General features: G+C 68.5%; 19 protein-coding genes. 9 read left to right on the forward strand and 10 right to left on the reverse strand.

The genetic code is table 11. The features are described 5' to 3' along the window. Positions 1-17 precede the first annotated feature (17 nt). Both ABD951_RS01600 and ABD951_RS01605 read right to left on the reverse strand, forming a co-directional pair. Positions 18-419: a (R)-mandelonitrile lyase gene (locus ABD951_RS01600; RefSeq protein WP_345341398.1), complete on the reverse strand. Its 402-nt coding sequence runs from the start codon at positions 417-419 to the stop codon at positions 18-20. Beyond that, positions 419-1,336, reverse strand: a complete 918-nt coding sequence (locus ABD951_RS01605) for a helix-turn-helix transcriptional regulator (protein WP_345341400.1) — start codon at positions 1,334-1,336, stop codon at positions 419-421. The genes ABD951_RS01600 and ABD951_RS01605 overlap by 1 nt, the downstream gene beginning before the upstream one ends. Before the next feature lie 102 nt (positions 1,337-1,438). On the opposite strand from ABD951_RS01605, the gene ABD951_RS01610 reads away from it, so the two are divergent. Genes ABD951_RS01610 through ABD951_RS01620 form a run of 3 tightly spaced genes read left to right on the forward strand, consistent with a single transcriptional unit; the run spans position 1,439 to position 4,847 of the window. Further along, on the forward strand, positions 1,439-2,836 hold the full coding sequence (locus ABD951_RS01610; RefSeq protein WP_345341403.1) for an MFS transporter: 1,398 nt from the start codon (positions 1,439-1,441) through the stop codon (positions 2,834-2,836). 45 nt (positions 2,837-2,881) lie between these two features. Further along, a complete protein-coding gene (locus ABD951_RS01615; protein WP_345341405.1) occupies positions 2,882-3,775 on the forward strand; it encodes an aldo/keto reductase in 894 nt (297 codons plus the stop codon). A gap of 34 nt (positions 3,776-3,809) precedes the next feature. Next, the gene (locus ABD951_RS01620; RefSeq protein WP_345341406.1) at positions 3,810-4,847 is read left to right on the forward strand and encodes a zinc-binding dehydrogenase; all 1,038 of its coding nucleotides are present in this window, start codon (positions 3,810-3,812) and stop codon (positions 4,845-4,847) included. 293 nt (positions 4,848-5,140) lie between these two features. On the opposite strand, the gene ABD951_RS01625 is transcribed toward ABD951_RS01620, so the two are convergent. Further along, positions 5,141-6,001: a haloalkane dehalogenase gene (locus ABD951_RS01625; protein WP_345341407.1), complete on the reverse strand. Its 861-nt coding sequence runs from the start codon at positions 5,999-6,001 to the stop codon at positions 5,141-5,143. A gap of 161 nt (positions 6,002-6,162) precedes the next feature. Here ABD951_RS01625 and ABD951_RS01630 point away from each other — a divergent pair, with 161 nt between their 5' ends. From ABD951_RS01630 to ABD951_RS01640, 3 genes are all read left to right on the forward strand, one after another. Further along, on the forward strand, positions 6,163-6,789 hold the full coding sequence (locus tag ABD951_RS01630; RefSeq protein WP_345341408.1) for a TetR/AcrR family transcriptional regulator: 627 nt from the start codon (positions 6,163-6,165) through the stop codon (positions 6,787-6,789). A gap of 399 nt (positions 6,790-7,188) precedes the next feature. Then, on the forward strand, positions 7,189-7,830 hold the full coding sequence (locus ABD951_RS01635) for a hypothetical protein (RefSeq protein ID WP_345341409.1): 642 nt from the start codon (positions 7,189-7,191) through the stop codon (positions 7,828-7,830). Between the two features lie 230 nt (positions 7,831-8,060). Then, entirely contained in the window at positions 8,061-8,321 is a 261-nt protein-coding gene (locus ABD951_RS01640) for a hypothetical protein (RefSeq protein ID WP_345341410.1), read from the forward strand. Positions 8,322-8,730: 409 nt separating this feature from the next. Here ABD951_RS01640 and ABD951_RS01645 read toward each other — a convergent pair whose 3' ends face one another. The 3 genes from ABD951_RS01645 to ABD951_RS01655 all read right to left on the reverse strand — a co-directional run bounded on the left by ABD951_RS01645 (position 8,731) and on the right by ABD951_RS01655 (position 10,783). Then, entirely contained in the window at positions 8,731-9,501 is a 771-nt protein-coding gene (locus ABD951_RS01645; protein ID WP_345341411.1) for an alpha/beta fold hydrolase, read from the reverse strand. 467 nt (positions 9,502-9,968) lie between these two features. Then, positions 9,969-10,172, reverse strand: a complete 204-nt coding sequence (locus ABD951_RS01650; protein ID WP_345341413.1) for a hypothetical protein — start codon at positions 10,170-10,172, stop codon at positions 9,969-9,971. A gap of 212 nt (positions 10,173-10,384) precedes the next feature. Beyond that, entirely contained in the window at positions 10,385-10,783 is a 399-nt protein-coding gene (locus ABD951_RS01655) for a helix-turn-helix domain-containing protein (RefSeq protein WP_345341415.1), read from the reverse strand. 326 nt (positions 10,784-11,109) lie between these two features. On the opposite strand from ABD951_RS01655, the gene ABD951_RS01660 reads away from it, so the two are divergent. Continuing rightward, complete coding sequence (locus ABD951_RS01660) at positions 11,110-12,828, forward strand: 3-ketosteroid-delta-1-dehydrogenase (protein ID WP_345341461.1); 1,719 nt, start codon at positions 11,110-11,112, stop codon at positions 12,826-12,828. A 211-nt stretch (positions 12,829-13,039) separates the two neighbouring features. Here the strand turns inward: ABD951_RS01660 and ABD951_RS01665 are convergent, their stop codons facing one another. Beyond that, positions 13,040-13,573, reverse strand: coding sequence for a glutathione peroxidase (locus ABD951_RS01665; protein ID WP_345341417.1), 534 nt, complete (start codon positions 13,571-13,573; stop codon positions 13,040-13,042). 359 nt (positions 13,574-13,932) lie between these two features. Between ABD951_RS01665 and ABD951_RS01670 the strand changes: the two genes are divergently transcribed. Next, positions 13,933-14,598, forward strand: coding sequence for a DUF6891 domain-containing protein (locus ABD951_RS01670; protein ID WP_345341419.1), 666 nt, complete (start codon positions 13,933-13,935; stop codon positions 14,596-14,598). A 340-nt stretch (positions 14,599-14,938) separates the two neighbouring features. On the opposite strand, the gene ABD951_RS01675 is transcribed toward ABD951_RS01670, so the two are convergent. The 3 genes from ABD951_RS01675 to ABD951_RS01685 form a co-directional block, all read right to left on the reverse strand. Then, entirely contained in the window at positions 14,939-15,295 is a 357-nt protein-coding gene (locus ABD951_RS01675) for a TolB family protein (RefSeq protein WP_345341421.1), read from the reverse strand. Between the two features lie 180 nt (positions 15,296-15,475). After that, positions 15,476-16,441, reverse strand: coding sequence for an NAD(P)H-dependent flavin oxidoreductase (locus ABD951_RS01680; protein ID WP_345341423.1), 966 nt, complete (start codon positions 16,439-16,441; stop codon positions 15,476-15,478). A gap of 44 nt (positions 16,442-16,485) precedes the next feature. Continuing rightward, on the reverse strand, positions 16,486-18,045 hold the full coding sequence (locus ABD951_RS01685; protein WP_345341424.1) for a class I adenylate-forming enzyme family protein: 1,560 nt from the start codon (positions 18,043-18,045) through the stop codon (positions 16,486-16,488). Between the two features lie 92 nt (positions 18,046-18,137). Between ABD951_RS01685 and ABD951_RS01690 the strand changes: the two genes are divergently transcribed. After that, the gene (locus tag ABD951_RS01690) at positions 18,138-19,328 is read left to right on the forward strand and encodes a thiolase family protein (RefSeq protein WP_345341425.1); all 1,191 of its coding nucleotides are present in this window, start codon (positions 18,138-18,140) and stop codon (positions 19,326-19,328) included. Positions 19,329-19,345 lie beyond the last annotated feature (17 nt).

The following is a 19,345-nucleotide window of genomic DNA, read 5'->3' on the forward strand; positions in this document are numbered from 1 at the left end:
TGCAGATCCCCCGCCGGTCAGCGGCGCCGGTATTCGTCGTCGGTGACGTGGTCGAGCCACGTCGTGGTGGTGCTCGGGTCGTCGGCGTTCTCGAGCATGGCGAGGTGTTCCATGAAGTCGTCGGGGGTGGCGCCGTGCCAGTGCTCCTCGCCGGGCGGGCAGTACACCGTCTCGCCGGGATGCACCTCGACGATGTCACCGCCCCGGGACTGCACCAGCGCGACACCGGATGTCACGTGCAGGGTCTGGCCGCGTGCGTGTGAGTGCCATGCGGTCCGGGCCCCGGGCGCGAACCGCACTCGGGCGACGACCATGCGTTGGTCCCAGCCCTGCGGCACCGCGATCGGATCGAGCCACACGTCGCCGGTGAACTGCTCCGGCGGGTTCTTCGTCGTGGCGGGCTTCGACAGCTTCTGCATCAGTTGACCTTTCGAGAATCGTCTCGCTCGTCGACGGCCGGCGCCAGCGTCGTGGCGGCCCACGAGGTGAGCAGCTTGAGTCCGTCGTCGGACGGCGACCCGGGGACTGCGGTGTACACGTTCATCTGCAACCCGGTGTCCGCGGGCAGCACCAGTGCTTCGTAGGCGAGTTCGAGCCGGCCCACCGCCGGGTGGTGGAAGACCTTCGTCCCGCTGTGGTGGAGACGCACATCGTGCGATGCCCACATCCGGCGGAAATCGTCGCTGCGCGTGGACAGTTCCCCGACCAGTGCGATGAGCGCCTTGTCGTACGGGTTCTTCCCCGCCTCGGCGCGGAGGATCGCGACCGCGTCGTGCGCCACCTTCTCCCAACGCTCGCCCCAGAACTGTCGGGCCGCAGTGGGGTCGAGGAAATGGAAGCGGGCGGTGTTGACCGGCTGGTTCGCGACCCGCTCGGGCGAGTCGTACATCGGTGCGTACAGCGCCCGGCCGAGGGGGTTCGTCCCCAGCACGTCGAGCCTGCCGTTGCGCACGAAAGCGGGCACGCCCTCCATCGAGTCGAGGATCTGCTGTACCACCGGACGCAGGGTCGCCGGGACGGCGCGGCGCGCCCTGGACCGTGCAGTCCCGGAGGCGTTCGCGGCCCGCGCGAGGTCGAACAGGTGGGTGCGCTCGGCCTCGTCGAGCTGCAGTGCCTCGGCAAGCGCCTCGAGCACCGACTCGGACACACCGCCGAGGTTTCCCCGCTCGAGCCGGGTGTAGTAGTCGACGCTCACCCCGGCGAGCATCGCCACCTCCTCGCGCCGCAGCCCCGGCACCCGCCGGTTTCCGCCGTAGACAGGCAGTCCGGCCTTGTCGGGTGTGATCCGGGCGCGGCGCGAGGCGAGGAACTCACCCGTCTCGGCCTTCAGATCCATGCCCTCGACGGTACGTCCGGACACCATCCGATGGGAGGTACTGGCATTACCGGGGTCAATCGGCACTCCCGCCGCGACCGGATCCGGCGTTGCCTGATCGGCATGACCAGCACCGGACTTCTCCCCCGCACGCCATCCATCCGGCACTCACCGATGCATCCGGGATCGTCCGCGGTCCTCGCGATCATCCTGATCGCCTACTTCATGGTCATACTCGACGCCTCGGTCGTGATCACCGGTCTGCCGCGCATCCGGGCCGATCTCGAGCTGTCGACCGGTGCCCTTGCCTGGGTCCAGGACGCCTACCTGCTCGCCTTCGGCGGTGGGCTCCTGCTCGGGGCCCGCGCCGGCGACCTCCTCGGTCGTCGCCGTATGTTCGCGCTGGGGCTGGTGGTGTTCACGCTCGCGTCCGCCGGGGTAGGACTCGCTCCGAGCGGACCCTGGCTCGTCGGGGCCCGCGCCGTGCAGGGCGTGGGCGCGGCCGTGCTCGCGCCGTCGACCCTCGCGCTGCTCACCGCCGGCTTCCCCGAAGGGCCCGCACGTACCCGAGCCACTTCCCTGTACGGGGCAGTCGCCGGCATCGGGGCCGGCGTCGGGCTGGTCGTCGGGGGGCTGCTCGCGGATCTCGTGTCGTGGCGCGCCGGGTTCCTCGTCAATCTGCCGGTCGGCGCCGCGATGCTCGTCGCAGGCCGGCGGGCACTTCCGGAGACGCCGCGTGTACGTGGGCAGCTCGACCTCCCGGGTGCGCTACTCGCCACACTCGGGCCGACGGCCCTCGTGTACGGCCTGATCCGTGCGGGCGAGTCGGGGTGGTCGGACACCGGCGGAGTCGTCGGGCTGGGCCTCGGTGTCGGGTTGCTCGCGGCTCTCGTCGCCGTCGAACGCTCGGCGGCACAGCCGATCGTGCCGTTGCGGCTGTTCGCCAGCCGCGAGCGATCCGGCGCCTACCTCGTTCGCATGCTGTTCCTCGGCGCCATGATGAGCTTCTTCCTGTTCACCAGCCAGTACCTGCAGGACGAGCGCAGCTTCTCCGCGCTCGCCGCGGGACTGGCGTACCTGCCGATGACGGTGGTGAACTTCGTCGTTGCACTCACCGTCCCCCGTCTCCGGCGCCACGTCAGCGGACCGACGCTGCTCGTCGCCGGCCTCGTGCTCGCCGTCGCCGGTATGGGATGGCTCGGGACGATCGACCCCGGCACCTCCTACCTGGCCGGGGTGGCGCTCCCGATGGTCCTGATCGGTGCGGGTCAGGGCCTGGCGTTCGGGCCGTTGACCGCGTCCGGGATCGCGCGGGTCGACCCCGCCGACGCTGGAGCCGCGTCCGGCGTCCTGAACTCTGTCCACCAACTCGGTGGAGCGCTCGGCATCGGCCTGGTCCTCGCTGCGACCGGCTCGTATCCGGCGGCAATGCTCGTCGCTGCGGCGCTGCTGACCACCGCGCTCGGGGCCGCGGTCGGGTTCGTCGTGCGCGGCGCGGCGACCTCCCCGCGAACGGGGTAACAGCAGACCCTCCCTGACCCGCACGAACGTTCCTACCGTGGAGACATGACCGCGACACCCGTTCCGACCCTGACGCTGAACAACGGCGTCACCATGCCCGCTCTCGGCTACGGCGTCTACCAGACGCCGCCGGACGAGACGATCACCGCCGCCCTGACCGCCCTGCGCACCGGCTACCGGCACATCGACACCGCCGCGGCGTACGGCAACGAACGGGAGGTCGGTGAGGCCATCCGCCGCTCCGGGCTGGACCGCTCCGACGTCTTCGTCGAGACCAAGGTCTGGATCAGCGACTACGGCTACGACGCCACCCTGCACGCCTTCGACAAGGGCGCGGGCAAACTCGGACTCGACCAGCTGGACCTGCTGATCCTGCACCAGCCGTTGCCCACCCGGTTCGACCTGACACTCGAGGCGTACCGGGCACTCGAAACCCTGCTCGGCGACGGCAAGGTCCGCGCAATCGGTGTCAGCAACTTCATGCCCGGGCACCTGGACCGCCTGCTCGCGTCCGCCACAGTGGTGCCCGCCGTGAATCAGGTCGAGGTCCATCCCTACTTCCGGCAGGCCGACGTGCTCGCCGCGGACGCCGCCCACGGCATCCGGACACAGGCCTGGTCTCCCATCGGTGGCATCACCTTCTATCGCGACGGCCGGGGCTCGAGCACCCTCGACGACCCGACGCTGCGCGCGATCGGCGATGCGCACGGCAGGACCGCCGCCCAGGTGATGCTGCGCTGGCACCTGCAGCGAGGCCGGTCCGCCATCCCCAAGTCGGTTACTCCACACCGCATCTCGGAGAACTTTGCCGTCACCGACTTCGCACTGACCGATGACGAACTGGCCGCAATCGACGCGCTCGACACCGGTGTCCGCGGCGGTCCCGAACCCGAGGCGATCACCCTCGAGAACTTCGGCATCGCGATCCCCGAGGCCTGACCCGAACACCGATCACGAACAGGAATTCTTCTTCATGCGAGCAACATTCATGTACGGCGCCGGCGACGTCCGGATCGAGGAGGTCCCCGACCCCACCATCGAGCAGCCCACCGACGCGATCGTGCGGGTCACCCTGACCTGCGTCTGTGGGTCCGACCTGCACCCCTACCACTCGATGCCCGCCGGCAACACGGGCACCCCGATGGGACACGAGTTCATCGGCGTCATCGAGGAGGTCGGCTCCGCGGTGACCGGACTCGGTCCCGGCGACCTGGTCATCTCCCCGTTCGCGTTCTCCGACAACACCTGCCCGTTCTGCCGTGAGGGCTTCCACACCGCGTGCCGGCACGGCGGCTGGTACGGCGCGAACGGCGTCGGCGGAGCACAGGCCGAGAAGATCCGAGTCCCGCAGGCGTCCGGCACCCTCGTCCCGATCCCGGCGGACGTCGAGGAGAAGCTGCTGCCGTCGCTGCTCACCCTCTCCGACGTCTACCTCACCGGATACCACGCCGCGCACATGGGCAACGCCGGCCCCGGCAGGACCGTCACCGTGATCGGCGACGGCGCCGTGGGACTGTCGGCCGTCCTCGCCGCGAAACGGCTGGGCGCCGAGAAGATCATCCTGATGGGGCGGCATGCCACCCGCACCGATCTCGGACGTCGCTTCGGTGCCACCGATGTCGTCGCCGAACGAGGCGAAGAGGGCGTGAACAGGGTCCGCGCCCTCACCGGCGGTGAGGGTTCGCACGTCGTGCTCGAGGCCGTCGGACACATGCCCGCCTATGAACAGGCCTACGGCGTCGTCCGGCCCGGCGGCGTCATCTCCCGCGTCGGCGTCCCCCAGTACGAAAACGCCCCAGTCGGATTCGGATCACTGTTCGGCAAGAACATCACTCTCAACGGCGGTCCGGCCCCGGTCCGCGCCTACATCGAGGCCGCCATCCCCCAGGTCCTGAGCGGAGAAATCGCCCCCGGCCAGGTCTTCGACGCGGAGACCTCACTCGACGACGTCGCCGAGGCCTACCGGCTCATGGACTCCCGCGAGGCCCTCAAGGTGCTCGTCCGGCCGTGACCGAGCGCCCGGGGCGGAGAAGAGGCAGCGACCCTCCACCCCGTGAGCCCGAATCCTACGGAGGAAGCCGATGTCAGCGGCCCGATCCGCGGAATCAAGATCCCCACCCGCGGACTGTTGCCCCTGGCGGTGCTGTCACACTCGGCGGCTGCGACCCACAGGTGGCGTTGCCCGCCTCCACCGACCACCCGGACGGTGACCGATCCGTCGATGTCGACGAGCTGAACGTGCGACTGGAATCCCGACGATCTGGCCGCCATCGACCGTGACGGCGAACTCTCTTCCCTTGACCTTCACGGGAACCGGTTGGCGATGGCCGAGATGATCTCGCCTGGTGCGTGTTCCGGGATGAAGTGCCGAGCGTGGGGCAGCTCGACGACGTCGAGATCGGCGAATGCGGCGTGTATCCGCGGGATACACGCTTTCGGACGGAAGACCATGTCCCGCATCCCCCACACTGCCAGCGTCGGCTTGCGTCCCAGTCGGGCGGGCACGTCCCGGGCGAGACGGTCCAACAGCGGACGTGCGGCACGAATTTCCTTGGGCATGAACGTGAGTCCGCGTCGCGCCGCCTCGGTCGGTTGCACCAGGCGATAATGCTCGGCCTCCTGCTCGGTGAGCGTGTGACCCAGCTCCCCGAGCAGGAACCGCTCCACAAGCAGGTTCCGGCCGAGTATGCGTCGCTGCATGGGGCGGCTGCTCATGATCACGCCGAACGCCCGGTTGGCCAGCGGCTCGATCGGCCAGAACACCGTGTTGCCCAGCACGATCCCCCTGACTCGATCCGCCCGCACCGTCGCCGCGCTCAACCCGATGGGTCCGCCCCAGTCGTGCCCCATCACGACGAAGCCGTCCAGGTGCAGGTGGTCGATCAGTTCACCCAGGACCGTCGAGTGCTCGGCGATCCGGTAGTCGAAATTCTCCGGCCGTTCGGACAGTCCGAAGCCCAGATGATCGACAGCGATGCACCGATACCGACCACGCAAACCCTCCACGATGTGGCGGTAGAGGAAGCTCCACGTCGGCGATCCGTGGCAGAACAGAATCGGCGGTCCGGCCCCCTCGTCGATGTAGTGAACCCGACCGACGGACGAGTCGAACCATCTCGACTCGAACGGATACAAGGCCTCGTCGGGAACGAAATCGATCATCATCTGGACGCCCTCCTCATCTCGACCGTCCCGTCGCGCCGCGCGTTGGGCCCGGGGACGGCAGGTCCACCGAACCCAGGCCCCTCCGCGGCGACCTGCACCTGAGATTGCGCTACATCTGTAGCGCTCCCCTCGTCACTACGCTACACCTGTAGCATGGGATTGTGCCCACCCGAGCAACCGGCGGCGACGAACGCCGAGAGCTGGTCGCAGACAGCGCCATCCGCATCATTTCCCGCGACGGCCTTCGCGCGCTCACCCACCGCGCCGTCGACCGAGAAGCCGGTATCCCGCAGGGGTCGACCTCCCACCAGGCACGAACCCGGCTCGCGCTGCTCGAACTCGTGGTCGACACGCTCGCCGAACGCGCGACAGCTGACGCCAAGCGCGCCGCAGATGCCCTGAGTGCTGCGCCTCGGGGCGAACGCCGGCTGAGCATCGAGGAGCTTGCCCGCGTGATCGCCGCGCTGGTCGAGAGACTCTCGGACCGCCGCGACGACATGAGAGCCCGCTACGCACTGATCCTCGAACTCGATGAGCTTCCCCTGCTTCAGGCGAAGCTCACCACACAATCCGAGGTACACGCGATCAGCCGAGAGACAACCTCGTCGCTCCTCACCAGCGCGGGTCTTCCCAGTGCCGGCGAGCAGATCGAGGAGCTGATCTCGCTGACGGACTCCCTGGTGTTCACCCGAACGGTCATCCACGGGACCACCTCGCTGGAATCCATCCTCACTACCTACCTGCGCGGTGTCCTTCCCATTCCGAACAGCTCTACCGGGAAGTTGTGAGGCCCGACGCCCTTCTCTCTCCCCTTTCCTCGCCCTGTCGATCCCTCGCGCGAGACGATCGGGTCCAGTGCCGCGCGGCGAATCCAAGCGCCGTGCACGGATCGCGTGCCGGTCGTCAGGGTCGCGACGGGATCCGGCCTTGGTCGCGCGTGCGATCATGTTGATGTGGTTGCCGGGGGTACTGCCGCGGCCTGGGCCGAGCAGCAGATCGCGTCTGTTCGCGACGACCCGGCGGGTCGGATCGCGCTCATGCAGCGCTGCTACTACGGCCCCTACGGCGAGGCCCCGCGGCATCTCCCGTTCCGACGGGCGGCGATGTCGTTCATGCGATGGCAACTCCGGCGAGGTTTGCTCCGACCGCTGTCCAGCGATCGCCCCGGTAGTCCATGGTGGCGTGCCGTGAACGAGCGCATCCTGCGCGACGGGTGCGAGGCGGTGGCCCTGAGCGGGGACTTCACCGGGCCGACCTCCTCGCAGGCGGTCGACTTCTGGATGTCCTTCGCCGACTACCCGACCGCTCGGGCCTGGTATCGGGCGCACAACGGGAGCGTGGTCGCCGCCTACCTCGAGCACCGCGAGCAGGCGGAGGCCGAGAACGAGGCCGAGCGCTTCTTCATGAACGTCGTGCTCTGCCGTGTGCTGTACAGCCACGCCCTCGTCGCGGCCCCCCGGATCTCGCTCGGATGGCTACGCCCTCTCGCCCCGTTCCTGGGTGACCCGAGGCTGGGCATGACCGGGATCTTCCTCCAGTTGTCGCGCGTGCTTCCGGACGAGTACCCACTCGCCGAGGGGGTACGGTCGTACCTCGATGCCGAGCTCGGATTCGGCCGACTCCTGGACTACGGGGTGATCATCCCCAGGGTTCAACAGCTCTACGAGTGGTCATCTCACGAGCTCGCAGCGCCGGGCCTGCTGGACTGCATCTGCGACGGAGCCCTGACCTACGCATGGCCGGTCGAGGACCGCGACGTCTGGCGGCCCCCGAAGTCGTTCCCCGTCCAGATCGCCCGACGGGTGCTCCGACCAGACCGCCGTCCCTGAGCGGCCACGGCATCGATGCCCCTCGAAAGGGTCGTCGACCGATCTCACTGCGGAACCACGAGAACCGAGGGCTCGCGAATGTGATAACTCTGCGCAGAGAAATCGACACCGGCACAACGGGATTCTGATGCAACCGATGCGGTCGAATCAGCCACCGACCGGGCGAGCGATATATATGGTTCTCAACGGCGTCGCTCGGCGTCGAAACAGCACTAGCGCAGAGGATCACCGTGAAGCGTTCAATCATCGTTGCGTTGGCCGGCGCGACCATCGCCCTGGGCACCGCGGATACGGCATCGGCCGCGCCCCTCACCCTCGGAAATCCGGCCGATGTCGCCGATTCCGGCAGCAGCAGCTTCTTCCACGCGGCCCCTGGCCAGAACTCCGGATCGACCGACCTCGCCAACAGTGTGGCGCTGGCTCCGTTTGACTTGCTGTGCAGGCTGCTCACCGGCCAGCCGCTACTGGCCTGTATCCCGAACGATTTGTGACCCCGTGGACGGTCGTGAAGCACGATGGCATACCGCGAGTTCGCGCACCGTCCGCACAAAAACCGACTCCGCGCCGAGTCACCCCCCCTGGCGCTGGTGAACACCCCTCCCCCAAGCGGCCCGCCACTCGCCCTCCCTCGTTCGGATACAGCAGGCGTGCTTGCCATTTGGTAGGAGAATGCCCCGACACCCCGTCGCTCCCGGTTCACACATCCGGACCCAGCGGCGGGGTGTCGTCATTGTCGGCGTGCAGGCGGCCAGGGCGGAGCGGCGCCCGACCGGTCGGGCGCCCGTCCGGAGGCGGCCTCCTCCACCCCACTGCCAATTCGGTTGTGTTACACACAAACACGACAATGATCACGCGGTCGCCCGCCCCGCGTCCGGCCTGCCGTCCGACCCCCTTCGTCGATCAGGATTCCGGCTGGAGTGCCAGCATGGCGGCGAGCAGTCGATCCCAGGTGGCGGGCGGAAGTTCGTGGCCGATGCCGTTCAGGGGGAGCAGGTCGGCGCCGGGGATCTCTCGAGCCATGGCCTGTCCGTTGCCGTACGGAAAGAACGGGTCATCGGTACCGTGGACGACGAGGGTCGGCACGGCGATGTCGCCGAGACGCTCCCGCCAGCGGTCGCCCGCCTCGACAAACGCCAGGTTGCGCATGCTCGAGGCCATGTTGGTGGTGCGGTCGACCATTCGGGTCGTCTGTTGCCGCGACTCCCGTTCGTCGAATCCGTGTGCGCCCGCGCGTACCCGGGCCTGTTCGACGCCGTAGTCGATCACGGCCGCCCGGTCGGACCAGTCCGGGTCGGGTGCCTTGGCGAGGAACTCGATGACGCGGTCCGCGTGTCCGGGCAGATCCGAGTCCGCCGGACCCGGGGACGTCGGACGGGTGTTGATCAGGGTCAGTGCCGACACACGGTCGGGGTGGTCGAGGGCGGCAAGCTGACAGATCCATCCGGCCACGGAGAAGCCCACCAGGTGAGCTCGCGGAAATTCGAACGCATCCATCAGTCCGATGATGTCCACGACCAAGTCACGGAGGCTGTAGCCGGGAGAGCCGGTCGCATACGCAGTCGACCGGCCGGTGTCGCGGATGTCGTAGCGCAGGACGAACCGGCCGCCGCCGGCGAGCCGGTCGCAGAACCCGTCTTCCCAGAACAGTCTCGATGTGCACGGCAGGAGCATCGGCGGCCACCGCCGGTCCCCGAATGTCGTCACACACAGATCGACGTCACCTACGGTGACCCGGTGCTCGGGCGATTGGTGGACATGAAGCGGCATGTCGACTCCTCCACGGTTGCATCTCGCAAGAAGAGACCACTTCCGCGGCTGGAACTCATCGGCCCCGGAGACCCTTCATGACCAGCGACGTCGCCTCACGCGCTGATCACGAAGCCCGGCTGGTACCGGTCGAATGCGGTGTGTTCCGCCGGGACTTTCACCGACAGCGGGGAGACATATCCCCAATCATTGGAATGGGGACGCGAGCGGCCTGCGGCGAACCCGAGCAGTGATTCCCCCTCGACGACGCTCGAACGTCAACCGCATCCGAATTACCGACCGTCAAACTGTCCAATCGGCATGTGGCCCGGTAGAGCCCGCCATTGGTGAACCCCTCAAACCCCTCCCGCATCAAGTCCGACAAACGGGTCTCACGACGCGGCCACCGCCGACGCGGCGACCGTCACGCCGCGGTCAACCGATTGCAAGAGGCGCAACACACCTCGATTGGCGTTGATCAGCGCACGTTCGTAGGCGTCGCCGTCCGCGCCGGCCAGTTCGTCCGCCTGTGCCTGCATCGTCAGGTTCCACCGGTAGCGAAGCGCCGCGATCAGTCCGTCCGGGTCGCCGAACACTCCGACCAACTCCGGACGCCAGGGCAGCACGCCGCCCCCCGGCGTTCGATTTCTGCCGCAACCTCCGCAGTGCCCGCCACCATTGATGCGTGCCGGCCCAGGACATTGTTCTCACCTCGATGATCGTCGATGCTGTCGTGAGCACCGGGCATGCTCAACTCTCGAGATCAGGATCAGGCCGGGAAACACTGGCTCGCTACTGGGGAAATCACTTACTTCCCGGCGCCGCAGTGGGCGCGTTGTGCGATACACCACGCCGCAACTTCGGCCCGACTGCTTGCGCCGAGTTTTCCCATGATGCGGTGTACGTGGACTTCGACAGTCTTCTCCGCGATTCCCAACGCGCGCGCGATCTGGCGGTTCGTCCGACCCCGTGGAACAAGTTCGGCGACCTGGCGCTCGCGGCGTGTCAACAGAGGTTTGGGTGACGACCCGGCCGGGGCCTCGAGTTCGTCGAGGATTTCGCGCACACATCCGTCGCGGTCGGACCGGATACGCTCGGCGCCCTCACCCCGGCAGACGTCGGACTTGTGAGGCCCGAGCTCGTCGAGTGCCCTGCTGACCGATTCCGACGCCCACCCGGCCATGAACGGCAGAACAGCGGTTCCCATCGCGTCCCGAACCCTTTACGGCGTAAAGCCTACCGGTGGTCGGGGAATGGGATATACCGTGATCTCGAGTTTCATCTCTGAAAACCAGGCCAATTGAACAGCTTTCGAATCCACACGGCCCGGTATTTCGCGCCCGGTCGGAAAAGGCGCATTACGGCGTTCGTTCTGCATGCTTTGTTGTGCAACTCATTACAACTGGCACCGGCACCGGCGGGCCCGGCTGCGAGTCGGATCGGCCCAGACCAAAGCTCCCACTCCACGGGACGCGTCGTGGACGACCACCCACCTCACTCCTAGCGTTGGCGCGAATCGCCATGAGCAGCAACATGAACAGGAGTCCAACTGTGAGCAAGCGCAGCGAGTTGCCCCCCACCCTTGCGCGTGACGTAACGGTTGACCTGCTCGTCGTCGGATCAGGGACGGGCATGGCTGCCGCCCTGACCGCGAACGAGTTGGGTCTGTCGACCCTGGTCATCGAGAAGACGAAGTACGTGGGCGGATCCACTGCACGATCCGGCGGTGCGTTCTGGATTCCCGCGAACCCGGTCCTGCAGGAATCCCACTCCGGGGACACGCTCGATCGGGCCCGGACGTACGTCCGCTCCGTGGTCGAGGGCTCCGCGCCGGCCGAGCGCGGCACGGCGTTTCTCGACCACGGCGCCGCCACCGTCGAGATGCTGCGTCGGACCACCCCGATGCGATTCTTCTGGGCCAAGGAGTACTCCGACTACCACCCCGAACTGCCCGGTGGATCCGCGGCGGGCCGGACCTGTGAGTGCCTGCCGTTCGACGCCTCCGTCCTCGGTGCCGAGCGGCCCCGGCTGCGTCCCGGCGTGATGGAGGCCCCGGTCCCGATGCCGACCACCGGCGCGGACTACAAGTGGATGAACCTCGTCGCGCGCGTGCCGTCGAAGGGCCTGCCGCGCATCGTCAAGCGGGTCGCGCAGGGCATCGGTGGACTCGCGTTGCGTCGCGAGTACATGGCCGGTGGGCAGGCCCTCGCCGCCGGGTTGTTCGCGGGCGTGCTCGACGCCAAGATCCCGGTCTGGACCGAGACGTCGCTCGTCAGCCTGATCACCGACGGGGACGCCGTGACCGGCGCGGTCGTCGAGCAGAACGGCCGTGAGGTCACCGTGACGGCACGGCGCGGTGTCGTTCTCGCGACCGGCGGCTTCGACCACGACATGGACATGCGTCACAAGTTCCAGTCGGAGAGGCTCGCCGATCACGAGAGCCTCGGCGCGGAGGGGAACACCGGCGACGGAATCCGGATCGCGCAGCAGGCGGGTGCCGACATCGGCCTCATGGACCAGGCCTGGTGGTTCCCGGCCGTCGCCGCCCTTCCCGGTCACGACCCCCTCGTCATGCTGGCGGAACGGTCGCTGCCCGGGTCGTTCATCGTCGACCACACCGGCCGACGCTTCGTCAACGAGTCCACCGACTACATGTCGTTCGGCCAGCGCATCCTCGAGCGGGAGCGGGCCAGCGACCCGGTCGAGTCCATGTGGATCGTCTTCGACCAGGCGTACCGCAACAGCTACATCTTCGCGGCGGGTCTGTTCCCCCGGCAGCCGCTGCCTCAGTCCTGGTACGACGCCGGTATCGCACACCAGTCGTCCGATCCCGTCGCACTCGCGCGCTCGGCCGGTCTGCCCGAGGACGCGTTCGCGGACACGTTCCGCCGCTTCAACGAAGCCGCGGCCGCCGGCGTCGACTCGGACTTCCAGCGCGGTGCCAGTGCCTACGACCGCTACTACGGCGACCCGACGGTCACGCCGAACCCGAACCTGCGGCCGTTGAACCGCGGGCCCTTCTACGCGGTCAAGATGACGCTCAGTGACCTCGGCACCTGCGGTGGCGTCACGGCGGACGAGCGCGCGCGGGTGCTCCGCGAGGACGGGAGCGTCGTCACGGGGCTCTACGCGATCGGCAACACTGCGGCGAACGCGTTCGGCAACACCTACCCGGGCGCGGGAGCGACCATCGGGCAGGGCCTCGTCTACGGGTACATCGCGGCACACGACGCCGCGCAGCGCACCGCCTGACGGCGGCGGGAAGCCCCCACGCGGAACGACGAAGGCCCCGGGAGCGGAATGCTCCCGGGGCCTTCGGGGGTATCGGGGTCCGGTCCAGCTCGCCAGAGGAACGAGAGGTGTACGACTCAGCGCCGCTGACCGGTCACTGACCGCGCGACGCGCTCAACGGAACCGCCCCCGGGGAAGCTCCCCGGGGGCGGTTGAGCTGGATTGGACGCTGCTAGGCCAGGTCGGCGAGCGCCGTCTCGATCTCCGAGGGCAGGACGGTCGGCTCGAAGCGCCGCACGACGTTGCCCTCCGGGTCGACGAGGAACTTGGTGAAGTTCCACTTGACCGCGTCGGTACCGATCGACTCGGGCATCGTCTTGCTGACGTGCTCGAACAGGAACCCGTGGTCCGGGCCGAAGTCGCCGGGCGCCTCGGCGCGCAGGTGCTGGTACAGCGGGTGCGCGTCGTCGCCGTTGACGTCGATCTTGCCGTAGACCGGGAAGGTGACGTCGTAGTTGACGCGGCAGAACTCCTGGATCTCGGCGTCGGTGCCGGGTTCCTGGCCCGCGAACTGGTTGCACGGGAACCCGATGACCTGCAGACCGAGATCGTCGGACTTGCGGTTCAGTTCCTCGAGGCCCTCGTACTGGGGTGTCAAGCCGCACTTGCTGGCGACGTTGACGATGAGCAGGTACTTGCCGGCGTAGCCGCTCAGGTCCTCGGTGGTGCCGTCAGCGGTCGCGACGGTGAAGTTGTGGACGCTCATGAACTCTTCCTCTGGATGGCGTGCGGATGGAACGGAACAGCGTGTCGGATCGTGCACATCCCTCCGCGGGGCGGTCAGCCCAGGACGCAGGCCGAACCCACGGTTCCGGGTTCCCACGGCGCGGCAGGATGCCCTTGAAGCCACACCGGATGTTACGGGTCGGCCACGTCGCCCGCCTGCGCGGCGCACGAGCCGGCCCTCATGGGTGCGCTCGCCGATCTGGCGGCGCTCCTCCACACGGATCGGTGCAGGGGCCGATCATGTCGTGGCCTGTGTACCGGCCTGTGGATCGACGGGCGCTACGATCGCCACCGCCGGGGCGATTCGCCCGATTCCGCTCGTTGACTGGAGGTGGCGACGTGAGCGCGTTGTCGAACCCGAACACGATCCCGCCCTACGCCACTCTGCCCGACCTGCCCCTCGACGACGACGATCGCGCCGAGCTGACCCAGCAGATCTGGAATCAGCTGATCACCGGCCGGGGAGACGTCGACGACTTCATCGACATCTACGGCGAGGACCACGACCTCACCGACGAACAGCTCGAGGCGGCGTTCGGCGCGCTGCGCACCGCGCGGCTGCGCCAGCAGGCGGAGATCGGCGCGTACACCTCCCGCACGATCGCCGCGTTCGAGGAGCTCAACGCCGGCGGCGTGGTCGCCCGCGCGGACTTCTCCTGCTGCGGCAGCTGCGCGTCCGGCGAGATCTGGGGCGAGCGTGACGACAGCCGCCACTGGAAGGGTTACGCCTACTTCCACCAGCAGGACACCGACCGTCTCGTCGAGGCCGGCGAGACGTACATCGGCTACGGCGCCTTCCCGCCCGAGGACTTCGACGAGGCCACCTACGACGCACTCAGCGATGACGCGAAGGAAGACCTCTACACGGCCGACGTCAGGCGCCTGCTCGACGATGTGATGTTTCCCGTCTTCCGGCGGCACGGCATCGAGCCGGAATGGAACCGCGACCTGGGCACGCGGGTGCTGCTCAAGAACGCCGACTGGTACGACCCGATCGAGGCGTAGACCGCTCCGTTCGGTCGTCCCGACGGCGTTCGATCCCGAGCACCACAGGCAGCGTCATGCCGTCGAGCGCCGGCAACAAGATCCAGATCCGGACCTGGGCAGCCGAATCCACGCGATACTCGCGGCATGAAGATGTCGCGTCGATCGGCATCTGCGCGGGCAGGCTCAGCGCCTCCGGGAATGCGTTCGACGGACCCCGCAGGAGCACTCCTCCGCTCCCGGGGCTGTCCATTCCGTCGAACTGCGAATCTCGCAAGGCTTCTCACCGCTGGGCGGGTGGGGATCGACCACCCTGGCATGTAACGTCACTGCGATCATCGATTGGCGAAACCTCCGTGAGTCACTGTCCCCCACCGATACTCGGCGCCTGGGCCGTGATCGAACGAGGCGTGGACCGCTTCCGGTCGGATCCGTCGGGATTCATCGACGCGAGCTCCGCACGATTCGAGGTGGAGATGTCGGTAACCAGCTCCCCCGACTGCGTCGTCGCCCGGGTGTAGAGAATGCGTGAGCCGTCGGGGGTGAACTGCGGGTGCACCGCGTAGGACTCGGTCAGCGGCGTGATCGCTCCGCCACCGGCGGGCATCGAGTAGATCTCGGAACCGTTGTTGCCGCCACGGTTGCTCGAGAAGACCAGGACGGAGCCGTCGGGTGAGTACGCGGGATCCTGATTCCAGAACTGTTTGCGCAGAAGCACCTTCGGCTCTCCGCCAGCCCTCGGCGCATCGCCGATGTCTCGTCCCCACGGATCGTCGGACCGCGCGTGTCGCAGAAGAAGATCCGACGCGTGGAGTGCTCGAGCGATGCCGACGGCAACAGGATCCGGGGCAGCAATCCGCACCGACTCGGGATCCTGCGGCACACCCCGCTCGCGGACTCACATCACGGCAGTCGTGGTCAACCGACTCGCCCGCTGCAGTGCCGCGACGTACTCCCCCTCGATCCTCTCGACGATCGTGCTCACCGGTTCGATCGCACGGATCGGCGCGAGCCCCTGACCGGCGGCCCAGACGTCCTTCCACCGCTTCATCGATTCCGCGCCGGCGGTGTAGTTCTTCTCCCCGGTCGGCGGCGTCAGGTTGTCGGGATCGAGGCCGCAGGCGACGAGGCTGGGCTTGAGCCAGGAGGCCGGGGTTCCGGTGATCGCGGAACTGATCACGAGGTCGTCGGGTCCGTGGTCGACGACCATCTGCTTGTACCCGTCCACGGCCATGCTCTCCGAGGCCGCCAGGAACCGGGTGCCCATGTAGACCAGGTCGGCGCCTGCGGTGATCGCACCCGCGACACCGTGACCGTCGCTGATGCCGCCTCCGACGATGATCATCCCGTCGAAGTACTCGCGCACGGCGGATGTGAAGGCGAACGGCGACAGATGGCCGGTGTGTCCGCCGGCTCCGGCCGACACGCAGGCCATGCCGTCCACGCCCGCGTCCGCGGCCTTGCGCGCGAGGCGCAGGTTGACGACGTCGGCGATCACCGTGCCGCCGTAACCCTTGACGATGTCCATCACGGGTTTCGGGGACCCGAGGGCCGTGATGACGATCTGCGGCTTGTATTCGGCGATCAGGCGCAGGTCGTCCTCGAGGCGGGCGTTGCTGCTGTGCGTGATCACGTTTGCCGCCCACGGGGCGACCGGGCCTGCGGTGGCCTCGGCCGCGCGGAGTTGGTCGGTGATCGATCCCATCCAGGTGTCGAGGTCCGCCGCGGTGCGGCAGTTCTGTGTCGGGAAGGACCCGACGATGCCGGCGGTGCAGGCGGCGGTGACGAGCTCCGGGCCGGACACCAGGAACATCGGCGCCGCGACGACGGGCAGCCTCAGGGTGGCCAGCAACGAGTCGGTCATGGTGTCCTCTTTCGGGATCTGTCGGTGTAAGTGATTGCGGGAGTTCATGATGCGGCTCGGACGAGGGCGACGAGCAGCTCGGCGGCGGCAGCCCGGTCGACCTTTCCCAGCGCGGTCAACGGGAGACGGTCGACGCGGTGGGCGGCCTTGGGGCGTTTGTAGTCGGGCAGGCGCGTGCGGCTCTCCGCCAGCACGACGGCGTCGTCGACACCCGCCTCTGCCGCCGAGGTGTACGCGGCGACGATGCGTTGCCCCCACATCTCGTCGGGCAGTCCGACGACGACGACATCGTCGACCCCGGGGATCGCGGAGATCGCCTCCTCCACCTCGCGTGGATAGACGTTGTACCCGCCGGTGATGATCATGTCCTTGCTGCGACCGGTCAGGTGGATGTAGCCGTCCGGGTCGCGGTAGCCGAGGTCGCCCGAGTACAGGCAGCCGTCGACGTGGCTCTTGCCCAGATCCGTTCGGGTACCCGCATTGTGATAGCCGGGACTGACGGCGGGGCCTGCGACGACGAGCTCGCCGATCTCTCCGTCGGCAACCGTGACACCGTGCCCGCGGAACTCGATCGCCGACTCCGGGCAGGCTCGCCCCACCGAGCCGAGCACGTCGGCGTTCTCGCACACACCGCGACGGTGGTCCGCCGCGGTCAGCACGGTCAGCGGAGGGATCGCCTCGACCATGCCGTAGTACTGAACGAGATTGGGCGTGATGCGCTGGTAGGCCTGGCGGATGTGCTCGACCGGCATCGGCGCACCCGCGTACGCCAGCATGCGCATGCGCCGCATCACCGACAGCCGGGCATCGTCGAAGTCGAGCAGTCGGGCAATGACCGTGGGCACCAACGCCGTGTGGGTCGCGGAGTGGGCCTCGACGGCATCGATCAGACCCGCCGGGCCGACGTGATCGAGGAGCACCTGGCGCCCGCCGGCCTCGACGAACGGCAGCACGAACAGCCCACTGGTGTGGATGACGGGCCCCGCGTGCAGGAACACCGCCGGCTCGGCACCGCCGAGGGTGCCGGCGAGCACCTGGTCGCGCATGGCGCCCAGCGACGCCAGCCGGTTCGCGTGGGTCCGCTGGGCGCCCTTCGGGACCCCGGTGGTCCCGGACGAATAGTGCAGCGCGCACAGTGAATCCGGCTCGGGCGTGGGCATCGCGAGGCGGCCCGCGCCACCGGCCGCCACCTCGTCGAGCGAAGGCCCGGTCGACGTCGTCCCGCCGACGGTGATCACGGTCGACGTGGTCATCCGCGCGGCGAACTCGGTCGCACCGTCGATCCGGGGATCGACGACCAGCACATCCGGTTCGCAGTCGTGGACGACGCGTTCCCAGTCCATCGGGCCCACGCGCGGGTTGAGCGAGACCCGGACGAAACCGCCGATCGCCAGCGCGAGATCGACCTCGACCGCGGCGATCGAGTTGCCGAGCAGGACCACGACCCGGCTCCCCGCCGCGATGCCGAGGCGACGCAGGCCCCCGGCCAGCGCGTGTGCCCGGTCGGACAGTTCGGTGAACGTTCGGGTCCCGCAGCCGTCCTCGATCGCGATCGCGGGCCCGTACCGGTCGGCCGCGGCGCTCAGCACGTCGGCTATGGACATGAGACTCCTTCCATTCGCTACAGTTATTGAAGTAGACATCGGCGGGCGCGTTTCCGCAAGGCCGCACCCGGACCGCACAGGAGGAGTCCCCCATGCCCCAACGCCTTTCCCCGTCCGACCGACACTCCGCGTGGGTGATCGATGCGGTCCGGACCCCGTTCGGTGCTGCGCGCGGGGCGCTCTCCCACGTCCGAGCGGACGACCTGGCCGCGCTTCCGATCACGGACCTGGTCCGCAGGCATCCCACCCTCGATCCCGGCCGCATCGACGACGTCGTCTGGGGCAACGCCAACGGCGCGGGCGAGGACAACCGCAACGTGGCTCGGATGGCGGTGCTGCTCGCGGGACTCCCGCACACGATTCCTGGCGTGTCGGTCAACCGACTGTGCGGCTCCGGTGCCGAAGCGGTGCTGTCCGCGGTCAGACGGGTCGCGGTCGGTGACGCGGAGATCACGATCGCCGGCGGCTCGGAGAGCATGAGCCGCGCGCCGTACGTGCTGCCCCCGGTGGACTCCGCGTTCCCCCGGTCGATGGAGCTGGTCCCCACCACCGTCGGGTGGCGCATGCCGAACCCTCGATTCCCCGCGGCCTGGGTCGAGACGCTCGGTAGATCGGCCGAGTTGGTGGCGCAGCAACTGGGCGTCGGCCGGACCGAGCAGGACGAATGGGCCCTTCGGTCCCATGGGCTGGCGGCCCGGGCCTGGACGGACGGCGTGCACGACGGCTTCGTCGCGCCGCACCCGGACCTCGGCCGCGACGAATCGATCCGCGAGACCGACGCCGCGACCCTGGCCGCCCTGCGGCCGGCCTTCTCCAGCGGCGGCAGCGTCACCGCGGGCAACTCGTCGCCGATCAGCGACGGCGCGGTCGCCGCGCTGGTGGGCACCGGATCCGTCGCCGACGAACTCGGTGTCGAGCCGCTCGGCCGGGTGCTGGCCTCGGCGGTCGTCGGCGCCGAGCCCGACAAGTTCGCGCTGGCACCCGTCGCCGCCATCACGAAGGCCCTGGACCGCGCGGGTCTCGGGCTCGCCGACGTCCGGGTGCTCGAACTCAACGAGGCGTTCGCCGCGATGGTCCTGTCCTGCCTGCGTGAACTCCCCATCCCGGTCGACCGGGTCAACCCCTTCGGCGGCGCCATCGCACTCGGCCATCCGCTCGGCGCATCGGCGGCCCGGATGGTGGTCGACTGCCTGCGCCATCTCCGCCGGCTCGGCGGGGGCATCGGCGTCGCGGCCGCGTGCATCGGCGTGGGACAGGGCATCGCTATTGTGTTGGAGGCCTGAACAAGCGATCCGCGGGA

The sequence above is a fragment of the Rhodococcus olei genome (assembly GCF_039540555.1).
Classification (GTDB): Bacteria; Actinomycetota; Actinomycetes; order Mycobacteriales; family Mycobacteriaceae; genus Rhodococcus_G; species Rhodococcus_G olei.

Excerpts from the sequence above, each read along its gene's own strand:
- ABD951_RS01600 (WP_345341398.1), bottom strand. The coding sequence starts at position 419 with ATGCAGAAGCTGTCGAAGCCCGCCACGACGAAGAACCCGCCGGAGCAG.
- ABD951_RS01605 (WP_345341400.1), bottom strand. The coding sequence starts at position 1,336 with ATGGATCTGAAGGCCGAGACGGGTGAGTTCCTCGCCTCGCGCCGCGCC.
- ABD951_RS01610 (WP_345341403.1), top strand. The coding sequence starts at position 1,439 with ATGACCAGCACCGGACTTCTCCCCCGCACGCCATCCATCCGGCACTCA.
- ABD951_RS01615 (WP_345341405.1), top strand. The coding sequence starts at position 2,882 with ATGACCGCGACACCCGTTCCGACCCTGACGCTGAACAACGGCGTCACC.
- ABD951_RS01620 (WP_345341406.1), top strand. The coding sequence starts at position 3,810 with ATGCGAGCAACATTCATGTACGGCGCCGGCGACGTCCGGATCGAGGAG.
- ABD951_RS01625 (WP_345341407.1), bottom strand. The coding sequence starts at position 6,001 with ATGATGATCGATTTCGTTCCCGACGAGGCCTTGTATCCGTTCGAGTCG.
- ABD951_RS01645 (WP_345341411.1), bottom strand. The coding sequence starts at position 9,501 with ATGCTCCTGCCGTGCACATCGAGACTGTTCTGGGAAGACGGGTTCTGC.
- ABD951_RS01655 (WP_345341415.1), bottom strand. The coding sequence starts at position 10,783 with ATGGGAACCGCTGTTCTGCCGTTCATGGCCGGGTGGGCGTCGGAATCG.
- ABD951_RS01660 (WP_345341461.1), top strand. The coding sequence starts at position 11,110 with ATGAACAGGAGTCCAACTGTGAGCAAGCGCAGCGAGTTGCCCCCCACC.
- ABD951_RS01665 (WP_345341417.1), bottom strand. The coding sequence starts at position 13,573 with ATGAGCGTCCACAACTTCACCGTCGCGACCGCTGACGGCACCACCGAG.
- ABD951_RS01680 (WP_345341423.1), bottom strand. The coding sequence starts at position 16,441 with ATGACCGACTCGTTGCTGGCCACCCTGAGGCTGCCCGTCGTCGCGGCG.
- ABD951_RS01685 (WP_345341424.1), bottom strand. The coding sequence starts at position 18,045 with ATGTCCATAGCCGACGTGCTGAGCGCCGCGGCCGACCGGTACGGGCCC.
- ABD951_RS01690 (WP_345341425.1), top strand. The coding sequence starts at position 18,138 with ATGCCCCAACGCCTTTCCCCGTCCGACCGACACTCCGCGTGGGTGATC.